At 70.4% G+C, this 14307-nt stretch carries 13 protein-coding genes and 1 riboswitch; of the genes, 6 read left to right on the top strand and 7 right to left on the bottom strand.

Annotated features, from left to right (window positions below):
* The first annotated feature begins 418 nt into the window (after positions 1-418).
* Positions 419-610: a hypothetical protein gene (locus ABZT47_RS22775; protein WP_354845393.1), complete on the top strand. Its 192-nt coding sequence runs from the start codon at positions 419-421 to the stop codon at positions 608-610.
* A gap of 181 nt (positions 611-791) precedes the next feature.
* Complete coding sequence (locus tag ABZT47_RS22770) at positions 792-2438, top strand: DNA repair helicase XPB (protein WP_354845390.1); 1647 nt, start codon at positions 792-794, stop codon at positions 2436-2438.
* A gap of 233 nt (positions 2439-2671) precedes the next feature.
* Here ABZT47_RS22770 and ABZT47_RS22765 read toward each other — a convergent pair whose 3' ends face one another.
* Positions 2672-3010 carry a hypothetical protein gene (locus ABZT47_RS22765; RefSeq protein WP_354845387.1) on the bottom strand — a complete coding sequence of 113 codons (339 nt, stop codon included), beginning with the start codon at positions 3008-3010 and terminating at the stop codon, positions 2672-2674.
* A gap of 172 nt (positions 3011-3182) precedes the next feature.
* Here ABZT47_RS22765 and ABZT47_RS22760 point away from each other — a divergent pair, with 172 nt between their 5' ends.
* The 3 genes from ABZT47_RS22760 to ABZT47_RS22750 all read left to right on the top strand — a co-directional run bounded on the left by ABZT47_RS22760 (position 3183) and on the right by ABZT47_RS22750 (position 6436).
* On the top strand, positions 3183-5234 hold the full coding sequence (locus ABZT47_RS22760; RefSeq protein ID WP_354845385.1) for an AAA family ATPase: 2052 nt from the start codon (positions 3183-3185) through the stop codon (positions 5232-5234).
* A 26-nt stretch (positions 5235-5260) separates the two neighbouring features.
* The gene (locus ABZT47_RS22755; protein ID WP_354845382.1) at positions 5261-5695 is read left to right on the top strand and encodes a GNAT family N-acetyltransferase; all 435 of its coding nucleotides are present in this window, start codon (positions 5261-5263) and stop codon (positions 5693-5695) included.
* 102 nt (positions 5696-5797) lie between these two features.
* Positions 5798-6436 carry a TetR/AcrR family transcriptional regulator gene (locus tag ABZT47_RS22750; protein ID WP_354845379.1) on the top strand — a complete coding sequence of 213 codons (639 nt, stop codon included), beginning with the start codon at positions 5798-5800 and terminating at the stop codon, positions 6434-6436.
* A gap of 281 nt (positions 6437-6717) precedes the next feature.
* Here ABZT47_RS22750 and ABZT47_RS22745 read toward each other — a convergent pair whose 3' ends face one another.
* Entirely contained in the window at positions 6718-7062 is a 345-nt protein-coding gene (locus ABZT47_RS22745) for a hypothetical protein (RefSeq protein ID WP_354845377.1), read from the bottom strand.
* Positions 7063-7221: 159 nt separating this feature from the next.
* Entirely contained in the window at positions 7222-8826 is a 1605-nt protein-coding gene (locus ABZT47_RS22740) for an FAD-dependent monooxygenase (protein ID WP_354845374.1), read from the bottom strand.
* A gap of 72 nt (positions 8827-8898) precedes the next feature.
* Between ABZT47_RS22740 and ABZT47_RS22735 the strand changes: the two genes are divergently transcribed.
* Entirely contained in the window at positions 8899-9645 is a 747-nt protein-coding gene (locus ABZT47_RS22735; protein WP_354845371.1) for a TetR/AcrR family transcriptional regulator, read from the top strand.
* A 100-nt stretch (positions 9646-9745) separates the two neighbouring features.
* Here the strand turns inward: ABZT47_RS22735 and groL are convergent, their stop codons facing one another.
* The 4 genes from groL to thrC form a co-directional block, all read right to left on the bottom strand.
* Complete coding sequence (gene groL, locus ABZT47_RS22730; RefSeq protein ID WP_354845368.1) at positions 9746-11371, bottom strand: chaperonin GroEL; 1626 nt, start codon at positions 11369-11371, stop codon at positions 9746-9748.
* Between the two features lie 397 nt (positions 11372-11768).
* Positions 11769-11969, bottom strand: a complete 201-nt coding sequence (locus tag ABZT47_RS22725; RefSeq protein WP_354845365.1) for a cold-shock protein — start codon at positions 11967-11969, stop codon at positions 11769-11771.
* 393 nt (positions 11970-12362) lie between these two features.
* Positions 12363-12638, bottom strand: a complete 276-nt coding sequence (locus ABZT47_RS22720) for a MoaD/ThiS family protein (RefSeq protein WP_354845362.1) — start codon at positions 12636-12638, stop codon at positions 12363-12365.
* Between the two features lie 13 nt (positions 12639-12651).
* A complete protein-coding gene (gene thrC, locus ABZT47_RS22715; protein ID WP_354845360.1) occupies positions 12652-13944 on the bottom strand; it encodes a threonine synthase in 1293 nt (430 codons plus the stop codon).
* Between the two features lie 14 nt (positions 13945-13958).
* Positions 13959-14125: riboswitch (SAM riboswitch) on the bottom strand.
* Positions 14126-14307: the final 182 nt, after the last annotated feature.

The raw sequence follows: 14307 nt of genomic DNA, 5'->3' as shown, positions 1-14307 counted from the left end.
GCCCTACGACGCGTACGGCACGCCGGGGCAGGGGTCCTACGACCAGCAGCCCTACGGCCCCCCCGGGCAGCAGCCCTACGGCGCGCCCGCGCGGCAGCCCTATGACGCCTACGGCGCCGGGGGGCAGCCGTACGACCAGCAGTACGGCGCCGCGGGGCAACCGTACGACCAGCAGTACGGCGCTTCCGGGCAGCCGTCGTACCCGGCCGGCGGGCAGCAGCCCTACGGCCGGCCGGGCTACGGCGACCCCGGTTACGCCCAGCAGGGTTACGGCCAGCCCGGTTACGGACAGCCCGGGTACGACCAGCAATACGGGTACGCGACCCCCTACCCGCCCTACGGTCACCCGGCCAGGCCGGCGGGCGACGGGCCTCGCACCCACGCCATCGTCGCCCTGATCATCAGCATCCTGCTCGCCATGAGCTGCTACGTCTCGCTGGGCGGCATCGCCGGGGTCGTCCTGTCCGGCATCGCGCTCGGCAAGGCCGACACCGAACCCGACCGCGCGCGGTCGCTGCTGAAGTGGGGCTGGGTCGCCATCGGCGTCAACATCGGCCTGGTGATCATCGGCGTCGCCGTCCTCATCGTCGTCGGCGTCACCTCCAGTTGACCGCGAGGCGCCCTCGCCGCACGGCGGCCGGGCGCCCGCCGCGGCCCCGGACATCTCCCGCGCAACGCCGGAGCGGCGTCAAGGCGCGGGAAAGCGGGACTGATCCGGGCCGCCGTCTTGTTGGATAAGCGGACGGGACCGCCGGCACGGTGGCCGTACGCGAACCCCAGGAGATCGAAACGTGTCTGATGGCCCGCTGATCGTCCAGTCGGACAAGACGCTGCTGCTCGAGGTCGAGCACGAGAGGGCGGACGACTGCCGCAAGGCGATCGCGCCGTTCGCCGAGCTCGAGCGGGCGCCCGAGCACGTCCACACCTATCGCGTCACCCCGCTCGCGCTGTGGAACGCCAGGGCCGCCGGGCACGACGCCGAGCAGGTCATCGACGCGCTGATCGGCTTCAGCCGCTACCCGGTGCCGCACGCCCTGCTGGTCGACATCGCCGAGACGATGTCCCGGTACGGCAGGCTCCGGCTGGAGAAGAGCGACCACCACGGCCTGACGCTGACCAGCACCGACAAGGCCGTGCTCGAAGAGGTGCTGCGGTCCAGGAAGATCCAGCCGATGCTCGGCGAGCGCGTCGGCGAGGACGTCGTGGCGGTGCACCCGAGCGAGCGCGGCAACATCAAGCAGGCCCTGCTGAAGATCGGCTGGCCGGCCGAGGACCTCGCAGGGTACGTCGACGGCGAGCACCACCCGATCACGCTGGCCGAGGATGGCTGGCACCTGCGCCCCTACCAGCGGGAAGCGGCCGACGCCTTCTGGCACGGCGGTTCGGGGGTCGTGGTGTTGCCGTGCGGTGCCGGCAAGACCCTCGTCGGCGCGGCGGCGATGGCGCACGCCGAGGCGACCACGCTGATCCTGGTGACCAACACCGTCTCCGCCCACCAGTGGAAGCAGGAGCTGCTCAAGCGCACCTCGCTCACCGAGAGCGAGATCGGCGAGTACACCGGGACCAAGAAGGAGATCCGCCCGGTCACCATCGCCACCTACCAGGTGATGACGACCCGCCGCCAGGGCGTGTACCGGCACCTGGAGCTGTTCGACGCCCGCGACTGGGGCCTGGTCATCTACGACGAGGTGCACCTGCTGCCCGCGCCGATCTTCCGGATGACCGCGGACCTGCAGGCCAGGCGGCGGGTCGGGCTGACCGCGACGCTGGTCCGCGAGGACGGCCGCGAGGGAGACGTGTTCTCCCTCATCGGCCCCAAGCGGTACGACGCGCCCTGGAAGGAGATGGAGAACCAGGGCTGGATCGCGCCGGCCGACTGCGTGGAGGTGCGGGTCACCCTCACCGACCAGGAGCGGCTGGCCTACGCCATGGCCGAGCCCGAGGAGCGCTACCGCTTCTGCGCGACGACCCCGTCCAAGGCGCACGTCACCGAGACGCTGGTGCGGCGGCACGCGGGCGAGCAGGTGCTGGTCATCGGCCAGTACATCGACCAGCTGGACGAGCTGGCCGAGCACCTCGACGCGCCGGTGATCAAGGGGGAGACGCGGGTCAAGGAGCGCGAGCGGCTGTTCCAGGCGTTCCGCGACAAGGAGATCAAGGTGCTGGTGGTCTCCAAGGTGGCGAACTTCTCGATCGACCTGCCGGAGGCGTCCGTGGCCATCCAGGTGTCGGGGACGTTCGGGTCGCGTCAGGAGGAGGCGCAGCGGCTCGGCCGGGTGCTGCGCCCGAAGGCGAGCGGCGGGGGCGCGCGCTTCTACTCCGTGGTCAGCCGGGACACCGTCGACCAGGACTTCGCGGCGCACCGCCAGCGGTTCCTGGCCGAGCAGGGGTATGCGTACCAGATCATCGACGCGGACGACGTGCTCGCCAGCGAGTGATCTTCGCTGAGCGGCACGCCGCCGACCCCCCAACCCGTCCCAGGAAAGGCTCCCCCCAGGCGACGGGCATTCAGGTCCAGGAAATACCGTGGGCCCTGTTCAACCACATCACCCCCTCGCTTATTGGCTGCCTCGGCGCCAACTGCGACATACCCCCATGATTCAATCGAATCACAAGGTTTGTCCCGCTTTTTCAGGATTTTGAGAGAAGCTAACGCAACGTGTCGGCCAGATCACCGACCGACTAACCCGCCGACGTAAAGCACGGCCAGGGCTATTAGCCAGGAAGCGGTCGCGATTCCCACAAGTATCAGCGACTTTTCTGGATATCTGCGCATTAGGGGTGGCAGAAGACCGCCCGCCGTGCCGATGGCCCCGAGGAACGCGAAGAGGCCGGACAGCATCGACACCAGGGTCAGGCGGTCCATGCACGCGTCCGGCATCTCGCCGGTCCCGCAGAACGCCGCCAGCCCCCAGCCCGCGAAGACCGACAAGGTCCACAGGCCGCCGAGCAGCATGTTCGCAAGAGCGGGAATGACCGGGGACACCGCCACCGGGGCTCGCATCGTCACCCTCACTCGAGTACCCAAAGGTCAAGACCAGGCAAACTCCGCACAAGCGTCGCATCGTACGCCCGTCGCTCCGGCGCGGCCGATGAGCACGCACCCCGAGCGGCGTAAGCATATAAGCTTGTGGGTTCGCTGCCTTTGTCAACCACCTCCGTCCCTCAAGGAGCGCTTCGGCATGCCCGGACACCAATTGGCCCCCGACATATCCGGCGACGACTCCACCAGCCACCCAGACGATCCCGCCGGCGTGCTGCGGGCGGAACGCGACCACCTGACCGCCTCCCGCGCCGCGCTGCGCGCCATGCGCGAACACGCCCAGTCGCTGTCCGCCGACGCCGCCGGCGACTGGGTCTCCCAGCAGGTGCTGCAAGGCCTGCTGGACCAGCGGGTCGCCGCCCTGGCCGACCACCCCGACACCCCGCTGTTCTTCGGCCGCCTCGACCGGGCCGGCGACGACGACCTGCCCCTGACCATCCACGTCGGCCGCCGCCACGTGCACGACGACCACAGCCGGCCCCTGGTGATCGACTGGCGTGCGCCGGTCTCCCGCGCCTTCTACCAGGCACGCCCGTCCGACCCGATGGGCGTGCTGCGTCGCAGGCGGTTCGGCTTCCACGGCGGCGAGCTGACCGCCTACGAGGACGAGCCCCTCGACCAGGGCGCCACGCTCCAGGAGTCGCGCATCCTCACCGAGGAGATCGAGCGGCCGCGCACCGGCCCCATGCGCGACATCGTCGCCACGATCCAGCCCGACCAGGACGAGATCGTCCGCGCCGAGGTCACCCAGACCGTCTGCGTGCAGGGCGCGCCCGGCACCGGGAAGACCGCCGTCGGCCTGCACCGCGCGGCCTACCTGCTGTTCACCCACCGCGAGAAGCTCGCACGGTCCGGCGTGATGATCATCGGCCCGAACCGCGCCTTCCTCTCCTACATCTCCTCCGTCCTGCCCGCCCTCGGCGAGGTGAAGGTCGACCAGACCACCGTCGCCGGCATCCTCGGCGACCACGCCGCCCCCGAGGCGCCGGCCGTCGCGGCGCTCAAGGGCGACGCCCGCATGGCGCCGGTGCTCCGCCGGGCGTTGTGGCTGCACATCAGCAAGCCCGAGGAGGGCCTGCTGCTCACCCGGGGCGTCAACCGCTTCCGCGTCCCCGACCACGAGGTGCGCGAGATCGTCGCCTCGCTGCGCGGCACCACCCGGTACGGCCCGGGGCGCGCCGCCCTGGCCCAGCGGCTCGCGCACGCGGTGCTGGTGCGCATGGAGCAGCGCGGAGAGTCCCCCGACGACCGGGTGCAGGACGCCGTGGCCAGGTCCAAGCCCGTCAAGCAGCTCATCGACCAGATCTGGCCCCGGGTGACGCCCCAGCAGGTGCTGTTCCGGCTGCTCTCCGACGGCGACTTCCTCGCCGCCGCCGCCGCGAAGTCCGATCTGACGCCGGAGGAGTGCCAGAGGCTGCTCTGGGCCAAGCCCGCCCGGTCGTGGAAGTCCGCCCGATGGTCCGCCGCCGACGCCGCCCTGCTGGACGAGCTGGCCGACCTCATCGAGCGCACCCCCACCCTCGGGCACGTGGTCGTGGACGAGGCGCAGGACCTGTCGGCCATGCAACTGCGCGCGCTCGGCCGCCGCTGCCGCACCGGCTCGGCGACCGTCCTCGGCGACCTCGCCCAGGGCACCACCCCGTGGTCGGCCCGGTCCTGGGAGGAGGTGCTCGGCCACCTCGGCTTCGCCGAAGGCGCGGTGACCGAGCTGACCCTCGGCTTCCGCGTCCCCCGCGAGGTGCTCGACTTCGCCGCCCGCCTGCTCCCCTCGGTCGCCCCCACGCTCGCCGCCCCGAGGTCGCTGCGCCCCGGCGCCGGGTCGCTGTCCCTGCGCCGCACCGCCGACCTGGACGCCGGCCTGGCCGCGGCCGCCCGCGAGGCCGCCGAGCGCGAGGGCTCCATCGGCGTGATCGCCGCCGACGCCGCGACCGACGCCGTGGCCGCCGTCCTGGCCGCCGCGGGCCTTCCGCACGACCTGCTCGGCCCGGACGGGGTCCCCGAGCAGCGCGTCTCGGTGATCCCGGCCTCACTCGCCAAGGGCCTGGAGTACGACCACGTCATCGTCGTCGAGCCCGCCGACATCGCCGAAGCCGAGGAGCGCGGCCTCGCCCGCCTCTACGTCGTCCTCACCCGGGCCGTCACCTCCCTCACCGTCCTGCACACCCGCGACCTGCCCGCCGAACTCACATAATCCCCACGCCGATTAGTGTGGCCCTCGTGACGGACGTGACTAACGGGGCTCCGACGGTGCGGACCGGGACGGCGCAGGACCTGGAGGCGGTGCTGGCGTTCTGGTCCCACGCCGCCGAGGGCACCGACCGGCGTGACAGCGAGCCGGCCCTGCGGCGGCTGATCGAGCGCGACCCCGAGGCCCTGCTGATCGCGGAGCTGGACGGGCGCATGGTGGGCACGGTGATCGCGGGATGGGACGGATGGCGCTGCCACCTGTACCGGCTGGCCGTCGATCCCGCCCACCGCCGCAGAGGCATCGCCCGCTTCCTGCTGGACACCGCCGAGAAGCGCTTCGCCGAGCACGGCGGGATGCGGGTCGACGCGATGGTCCTGGACGACAACACGCTCGCCCACCACGCCTGGACCGCGGCCGGCTACGTCCGCCAGCCGCAGTGGGGCCGCTGGGTCAAGCCACTGTGACCCCGCCGCGGTCGCCCCTGGTGACCCTGCCGCACGCCCCGGCGAACGTGGGGCGGCCCCATAGGTGGTGCCGCCCCATTTTCCGTGCCTAGGATCGGGCGCATGGAAGAACGGCTCGGCCTGCGCGAACGCAAGAAGCGCGAGACGCGGCAGCGCATCGCCGACATCGCCATGGGCCTGTTCATGATGCGCGGGTTCGACAACGTGACCGTGGCCGAGGTGGCCCGGGTGGCCGACGTCTCCGTCAACACGGTGTTCAACTACTTCAGGACCAAGGAAGACCTCTTCCTCGACCGCCAGGACGCCTTCGTCGAGCAGCCCAGCCGCATCGTCCGCGAGCGGCGCCCCGGCGAGTCGGTGATCGAGGCGCTGCGCCGCGACTACCTCCAGGCGCTCGACGAGGGCGACTGGCGCTCCGGGCTGAACGAGGGGGCCGAGGTCGTCACCCGCATGATCGACCAGAGCCCCTCGTTGCTGGCCCGCATGCGCGAGCTGTCCGAACGCCGGGAGGAGCGCCTGGCCGAGACCCTGGCGGAGGTGACCGGCGCCGCCGAGGACGACGTCATGCCGGTGCTGGCCGCCGCCCAGATCTGCGCGGTCACCCGGCGGCTGGCGGCGGACGGCGTGCGCCGCAAGGCGGCGGGGGAAGGCCACGAGCAGGTCGTCGCCGGCGTCCGCGCCCAGGCCCTGCTCGCCTTCGACCTGCTGGAGAAGGGCCTCGGCCGCTACGGCGCCGGCTGAGCCTCGCGGCTCACCGGCGCCGCCGTTCCGCGTCCCCCGGTTCGCGTACTCCGTCCCCCGGTCCACGTACCCCGTCCCCCGTGCCCCGGTCCACGTACCCCGTTCCCCGTGCCCCGGTTCCGTTCCCCGTGCCCCGGTTCCGTTCCCCGTTCCCCCGGTTCCGTGCCCGTTCCCCTCGGTGCGTGTTCCCCGTCCTCGCCGGGTTCGCGTGCCCGGTTCCGCTCCCCGGTTCCCTTCCCCGCCCCGTGCGGCTCCCCCGTGTCCCCGTGAGTGCCGGGCGGTCAGCTGGTGCAGGTGGCCAGCGCGGTCAGGCCGCTCCACACCGCGGAGCCGTTCTGCGCGGTGATGGTCAGGATGTGGCGGTGGAAGGGGTCGGAGGAGGTGTCCAGCGAGGTGCCGGTCACGGTGACCCCGGCCTTGGGGGTGAAGGCGACGGTGCCGAGGAGCATGGTCGGCGCGTAGGACGGGCAGACCAGGAGCATCGACGTGGTGGTGCCGGGGGCGATCGAGGCGTAGTTGGCGATCTTCGCGGTGGTGGCGGCGAAGGCGGGGCCGGTGACGGCCAGCAGCCCTCCGGCCAGAGCGGTGGCGGCGGCGACGGCGCGGAGGCTGTGACGGATCTTCATGACGTTCTCCTTGGATCGGTGGTGTCCCTGGACGCGTGCCCGCCGCTCTTCCGGCCGGTCGCCGCGTCCCGATGAACCAAGAGTGTCCGGGCGGGCTGGGAGGCCGCTTAAGGTCGCCTTGGCCGTATCCCGCCAGGTCGCCGCCGCGCTGGGAATCGGCTAACGCCGCTGGTCGCCGGCGTCCGGGGCCGGTGCGCCGAGCCAGGTGGCCAGGGCCTTCTCCAGCGCGCCGCGGTCGTCCCGGTCCTGCTCGCCGACCCAGGCGACGATCCCGTCGGGCCGCAGGAACAGCCCGGTGAGCTCGGGACGCTCGTCCGCGCCCGCGGCGAGCACGGTCATCCGGTCGCGGTGGCCCTCGGCCAGGTCGCACAGCTCGCCCTTGGGGTCAAGCAGCAGCGCCTTGCCGTCGTGGAGGTGGTCGGCCAGTCGCGATCCGTCGGACAGCTCCAGGTCGGGGGCACTGGCGCCGACCAGCGCGTGGTCGCCCGGCAGGTCGTACCGCTGCCAGACCCCGGAGATCTTCTTGGCGAAGTAGGTGGTGCCGGTGACGGTCTCGACCAGGTCGTTCACGACGCTCCGCAGGGCCCTGGCGCGGGGATCGGGGCGCATCAGCGCGACCTGGGCGCGGGTCCAGTCCAGCACCCAGGCCCCGATCGGGTGCCGTTCCGCGGTGTAGGTGTCGAGCAGGTCGTGCGGCGCCCAGCCGCGCACGGTCGCGGCGAGCTTCCAGCCCAGGTTCACCGCGTCGCCGAGACCGAGGTTCAGCCCCTGGCCGCCGAACGGCGAGTGCACGTGCGCGGCGTCGCCGGCGAGCAGCACCCGGCCCAGCCGGTAGGTGGAGGCCTGGCGCGCGTTGTCGGTGAAGCGGGTGGCGGTCTTGATCGCGGTAACGGTCACCTCGACGCCGGTGACGTGCCGGATCGCCTCCTGCAGTTCCTCGCGGGTGACGGAGGTGTCGCGGTCGGCGCGCGGACCGGTGAACTGGACGGTGAGGATGCGTCCAGGGACGGGACCGTGCGCGTACACGCCGGTCGGGGTGGCGTGCCAGCCGACGCCCAGGGCCTCGGCGCCCTCCATCTCGCCGAGGACCTGGTAGGCGGTGATCTCGGGGTCGGTGCCGGGGAAGTCGAAGCCGGCGAGCTTCCTGACGACGCTCCGCCCCCCGTCGCAGCCGACCAGCCAGCGGGCCCGCACCCGGCCCGCGCTCGTCGAGACGGTGACGCCCTCGTCGTCGGCCGACAGATCGGTCAGCTCGACGCCCCTCCGCACCTGGACGCCCAGCCGCGCGGCGTGCTCGCCGAGGATGCCCTCGATCTGCTGCTGGTTGACCAGGCCGATGTCCCCGGCCGGGCCGTGACCGGCGAGGTCGGGGTCGGCGTCGTCGAGCCGGGCCGCGTCCAGCATGATGCCGGCGAAGTGCCCGGCGAACTTCGGCGGCGTCCGCGGGGGCGGTGCCTCCTCGGAGGCGTCGGCCGTTGCCGCTCGTCCGTCCCCGGTGTCCTCGCGATGGGCGGCCTGCTGCCGCATGAAGGCGGCGAAATGCTCAAGGTTGCGCTCCTGGGCCTCGCGGAGCGCCGGGAGCATGCCGCGCCGGTACAGCGCCTCGACGCTCGGCATGTTGAGCGCTCCGGCCTTGATCGTGGGGTCCACCTCCGTGAGCCGCTCGACCACCATGGCCGAGACGCCCCCGAGCGCGAGCTCGCAGGCCAGCATCAGCCCCACCGGACCGCCCCCGGCCACCACCACGTCCACGTCGTACGACATGCCGCCTCCACTTCGGTTCCTTGGCTAAAAACTTACTGTAGCAGTAGTTTTTTAGCCACTATATTGGACGGCGTGGACACCGACCTCGGGCTTCGTGAACGCAAGAAGCGGCAGACCCGGCAGCTGATCTCGGACGTGGCCTCCGGCCTGTTCCTCATGCGCGGGTTCGACAACGTCACGGTGGCCGAGGTGGCGGAGGCGGCGAACGTCTCGGCCAAGACCGTGTTCAACTACTTCCCGCGCAAGGAGGACCTGTTCCTCGACCGGGTCCCCGAGGTGGTCGAGCTGGTCACCCGGGCGGTCCGCGACCGGCCCGAGGGCCGCCCGCCACTGGCGGCGCTGCGCCGTCTGATCTTCGAGCTGCTGCGGAGCGGTCATGCCCTGTCGGGCATCAGGGAAGGCCAGCAGGCCTTCTGGCAGGTCATCCTGGACTCCCCGGCGCTGCGGGCCAGGGTGCGGGAGGCGCTGGAGGACCTGGAGGCGCTGATCGCCGCCCTGCTCGCGGAGGCGACCGGCGCCGGCCCTGGCGACACCGACGCCGGCCCTGGCGACACCGACGCCGGCCCTGGCGACGCCGATGCCGGGTCCCGTGACGTCCACGGCGGCGCCGGCTCAGGGAACGTCGGTGGCGGCCCCGGCTCAGGGGACGTCGATGCCGAGCTGGCCGCCGCGCTCTTCCTGGCCGCCTACCGCACGGTGTACGTCGCGAGCGCGCGACGGATGATGGCCGGGGAGTGCGCGGCCGAGGTCATGCCCGACCACCTGGCCCTGCTGGAGCGGGCCTTCGACGCCGTCGAGCGGGCCTGCCCCGGCTTCTGAGGGGAGCCCGCGCCGGAAGGACGAGCCCGCGCGGACGCCGAAAGGGCCGCCCCCGAACGAATCCGGGAGCGGCCCTTTCGATGTGGCGTGAGCCGGAGGCTCAGAAGTCCATGTCGCCGCCGCCGGGCATGGCGGGAGCGGCAGGGTTCTTCTCGGGCTTCTCGGCGATGACGGCCTCGGTGGTGAGGAAGAGCGCCGCGATGGAGGCGGCGTTCTGCAGCGCCGAACGGGTGACCTTGGCCGGGTCGATGATGCCGGCCTCGAGCATGTTGACGTACTCGCCGGTCGCGGCGTTGAGGCCGACGCCCGTCTCGAGGTTGCGCACACGCTCGACCACGACGCCGCCCTCAAGGCCGGCGTTGACGGCGATCTGCTTCAGCGGCTCCTCGAGCGCCTTGCGGACGATCGCGGCGCCGGTGGCCTCGTCGTTGAACAGCTCGAGCTTGTCGAAGGCCTTGGCGCCCGCCTGGAGCAGGGCCACGCCACCGCCGGGCACGATGCCCTCCTCGACGGCCGCCTTCGCGTTGCGCACGGCGTCCTCGATGCGGTGCTTGCGCTCCTTGAGCTCGACCTCGGTCGCCGCGCCGGCCTTGATGACGGCGACGCCGCCGGCCAGCTTGGCCAGACGCTCCTGGAGCTTCTCGCGGTCGTAGTCGGAGTCGGTGTTCTCGATCTCGGCGCGGATCTGGTTGACCCGGCCGGCGATCTGCTCGGGGTCGCCCGCACCGTCGACGATGGTGGTCTCGTCCTTGGTGATGATGACCTGGCGCGCGCGGCCGAGCAGGTCGAGGGTGGCGGTCTCGAGCTTGAGGCCCACGTCCTCGCTGATCGGCTGGCCACCGGTGAGGATGGCGATGTCGCCGAGCATGGCCTTGCGGCGGTCGCCGAAGCCGGGGGCCTTGACGGCCACGGACTTGAACAGGCCGCGGATCTTGTTGACGACCAGGGTGGCCAGGGCCTCGCCCTCGACGTCCTCAGCGATGATCACCAGCGGCTTGCCGGCCTGCACGACCTTGTCGAGCAGCGGGAGGAGGTCCTTGTTGGCCGACACCTTGGAGTTGACGATCAGGAGGTAGGGGTCGTCGAGGACCGCCTCCATGCGCTCCGGGTCGGTCACGAAGTAACCGGAGATGTAGCCCTTGTCGAAGCGCATGCCCTCGGTGAGCTCGAGCTCCAGGCCGAAGGCGTTGCTCTCCTCGACGGTGATGACGCCTTCTTTGCCGACCTTGTCCATGGCCTCGGCGATCATCTCGCCGATCTGGGTGTCGCCGGCGGAGATGGAGGCGGTGGAGGCGATCTGCTCCTTGGTCTCCACATCCTTGGCGATCTTGGAGAGCTCCTCGCTGACGCGCTCGACGGCGGCCTCGATGCCCTTCTTCAGGGACATCGGGTTGGCGCCGGCGGCGACGTTGCGCAGGCCCTCGCGTACCAGCGCCTGGGCGAGCACGGTGGCGGTGGTGGTGCCGTCACCCGCGACGTCGTCGGTCTTCTTCGCGACCTCCTTGACGAGCTCGGCCCCGATCTTCTCCCACGGGTCCTCGAGCTCGATCTCCTTGGCGATGGAGACACCGTCGTTGGTGATGGTGGGAGCGCCCCACTTCTTCTCCAGCACGACGTTGCGGCCCTTGGGACCCAAGGTCACCTTGACGGCATCGGCGAGCTGGTTCATACCGCGCTCGAGACCGCGCCGGGCGTCCTCGTTAAACGCGATCATCTTGGCTGCCATACGGCTAGACCTCCCAGATACAGGGTGGCTTGCAGCGGATCGAGCCGACGCCCGCGACGGCATGAAACCCGCGCCTCCACGGCACCTGTCGCCGTGGATCGCCAGGCCCCATCGCCTCGATCCAGGTTTGTCACTCTCGACAGGAGAGTGCCAACGAACTGTTTAGCACTCTACCCGGTCGAGTGCAAGCGACAACCCCTATGACCTGGGCGGCACAAGGATTTCTCCGACCGTATGCCGAATATTGGGCCCGCCCCCACAGGGTAGGCGGTACGACCCCGCAGGCTGACATGAAGGAAGGCCCGGCCCGTCTTGGTGCATGACAGACCGAACCTTCCAGCGCTACTGACGGGGAGAGACTAGTGGATCTTCGTCTGGCCGGGCGACGCCGGCCACGTCACACAGTGCGAACGGACTCCGCCTGCGGGCCCTTCTGCCCCTGCGTGATCTCGAACTCCACCCGCTGACCCTGCTCTAGGGACCGGTATCCCTCGGACAGGATCGCTGAGTAGTGGACAAACACGTCCTTACCACCGTCTACCGCGATGAAGCCGTAGCCCTTGTCCGCGTTAAACCATTTGACGGTGCCCTGCGCCACTTTCCGACTCCTCTTGCTGGGCTCCGGACCCCGCCCACTCCTCCGCGAGGTCCGTGACCTTCGGAGCCGAGACGCATGCGAACTCCTCGGCTACGTCGATCGTTCTCGACCATACCTGTGGCAAGGGTTGAAGCAACAGAGTCAATCGGGAAACTACTACTTGACGTTCGCTCTCAGCGGCACTCGGCTATTTCCCGCTCGCGTTTAGTTAGTTGACAATTACACTAACGGAGGACCCGGTAATCACTTCTATTATGATAGTCGTCCCGCTACCGGGCCCCCCTTACGGACATGGCGACGCCCATGCGTCCAGCTAGGACGCATGGGCGTGATGTGACTCATGGGGCCATTGAGACTTGAGCACGCCTCACAAAGGCCGGAAGGGCGCGGAGGTCAGCCCCCGGCGACGGCGGGGATCACCGAGATGTTGGTTCCGTCGGGGGTTGCGGTGTCGAGACCGTCCACGAATCGGACGTCCTCTTCTCCGACATACACGTTGACAAAACGGCGGATCTTGCCCGTTTCGTCCAGAATACGGGCCCCGATTCCCGGGAAGTCGGCGTCGAGCTTCTGGAGCACCTCGCGCAGGGTCGCCCCGTCACTGCTCACCTCCGACGCACCGTCGGTGTAGGTGCGAAGAATCGTCGGAATCCGCACAGAAACGCTCATTTATCAGGCCCTTTCAGGAGTGGTCGGCGACAGCCGTACGAAATGCGTCGAGCGAAGGACGGATGACCGCGGTGGGCCTCGCCTCGGCGGAGACCGCGTCGAGCGTCTTGAGGCCGTCCCCGGTGTTGAGCACCACCGTCTCGGCCTCGGGGTCGAGCAGGCCGTTGGAGACGAGTTTGCGCAGCACGCCGACGGTCACGCCGCCGGCGGTCTCGGCGAAGATGCCCTCGGTGCGCGCCAGCAGCCGGATGGCGTCCACCACCTCGGCGTCGGTGACGTCCTCCACCGCGCCGCCGCTGCGACGGGCGATGTCGAGCACGTACGGGCCGTCGGCCGGGTTGCCGATGGCGAGCGACTTGGCGATGGTGTCGGGCTTGACGGGACGCACGATGTCGTGGCCCGCCTTGAAGGCCGCCGACACCGGCGAACAGCCCTCGGCCTGCGCGCCGAAGACCTTGTAGGGGCGGTCCTCGACCAGGCCGAGCTTGATCAGCTCCCGGAACCCCTTGTCGATCTTGGTGAGCTGGGAGCCGGAGGCCACCGGGATGACGATCTGCTCGGGCAGGCGCCAGCCGAGCTGCTCGGCGATCTCGAAGGCCAGCGTCCTGGAGCCCTCGGCGTAGTACGGCCGGAGGTTCACGTTGACGAAGCCCCACTTGTCGCCCAGCGGGTCGCCGATGAGCTCGGAGCAGAACCGGTTGACGTCGTCGTAGGTGCCCTCGATGCCCACCAGCCGGCCGCCGTACACCGAGGCCATGACGATCTTGGCCTCTTCGAGGTCGGACGGGATGAACACGCAGGCGTCCAGCCCCGCGCGCGCCGCCGCTGCTGTCACCGCGCCCGCGAGGTTGCCCGTGGAGGAGCACGACAGGGTGTGGAAGCCGAAGTTGCGCGCGGCCTCCAGCGCGATGGCGACGACCCGGTCCTTGAACGAGTGGGTCGGGTTGCCGGAGTCGTCCTTGACATGCAGGCTGCGCAGGCCCAGTTCGCGAGCCAGGTTGTCGGCCTTGACCAGCTTGGTCCAGCCGGGGGCCAGGTTGGGCCGGGAGGCGACGTCGGCGGGCACCGGCAGCAGCCCGCGGTAGCGCCAGATGTTGCTCGGACCCGAGGCGATCTGCTCGCGGGTCACCGCCGCCCCGGTCTCGCCGGGAGAGCTCCAGGTGTAGGCCACTTCGAGTGGCCCGAAACACTCGGCACAGGCGAAGATCGGTCCCAGGTCGAACCTGGTGCCGCATTCGCGGCACGAGAGAGCGACGGCGGGACCGAAGTCGAGCGTGGTCGTTGTCTCAGCTGTTGCGAGCGCCATGAAGCGAGGCCTTTCCCTCATCTTCGCCCGGACCACCTTGGTCACGGGCCGGAATTGGCACCTGTCCCGGCCGGTCTCACTGGTCTTTGAGTGCCGCGTCGTTCGGCAGACGCGGATGACCACAGCCGGGAGGGTTGCCGGGGCTTCGCAGGGCCGGTCCCTCCACCCCTCTGGATGAGCAATATGAAGTTGTGGTCCCGCTCATATCACAAGCAGGCCTTAAGAACTGTACCTCGCCCACCGGCGCGGACGGCCGTCCGTCTCATTCTCCGAGACGTGAGAGCACGATGGAAGAAACCGAAGCCGCAGGTGAGCACGTTGCGAGAAGCGTTGCGAGAAGCTCCGTCCCGGAACAGAGCAGGC

This window comes from Sphaerisporangium sp. NPDC005289, assembly GCF_040607455.1.
GTDB classification, from domain to species: Bacteria; Actinomycetota; Actinomycetes; order Streptosporangiales; family Streptosporangiaceae; genus Sphaerisporangium; species Sphaerisporangium rhizosphaerae.
This window is presented reverse-complemented; position numbering and strand designations above follow the sequence as displayed.

Bases quoted from the DNA above. Each gene is read 5' to 3' on its own strand.
- ABZT47_RS22775 (WP_354845393.1), top strand. From the start codon at position 419: ATGAGCTGCTACGTCTCGCTGGGCGGCATCGCCGGGGTCGTCCTGTCC.
- ABZT47_RS22760 (WP_354845385.1), top strand. From the start codon at position 3,183: ATGCCCGGACACCAATTGGCCCCCGACATATCCGGCGACGACTCCACC.
- ABZT47_RS22750 (WP_354845379.1), top strand. From the start codon at position 5,798: ATGGAAGAACGGCTCGGCCTGCGCGAACGCAAGAAGCGCGAGACGCGG.
- ABZT47_RS22745 (WP_354845377.1), bottom strand. From the start codon at position 7,062: ATGAAGATCCGTCACAGCCTCCGCGCCGTCGCCGCCGCCACCGCTCTG.
- ABZT47_RS22740 (WP_354845374.1), bottom strand. From the start codon at position 8,826: ATGTCGTACGACGTGGACGTGGTGGTGGCCGGGGGCGGTCCGGTGGGG.
- groL (WP_354845368.1), bottom strand. From the start codon at position 11,371: ATGGCAGCCAAGATGATCGCGTTTAACGAGGACGCCCGGCGCGGTCTC.
- ABZT47_RS22720 (WP_354845362.1), bottom strand. From the start codon at position 12,638: ATGAGCGTTTCTGTGCGGATTCCGACGATTCTTCGCACCTACACCGAC.
- thrC (WP_354845360.1), bottom strand. From the start codon at position 13,944: ATGGCGCTCGCAACAGCTGAGACAACGACCACGCTCGACTTCGGTCCC.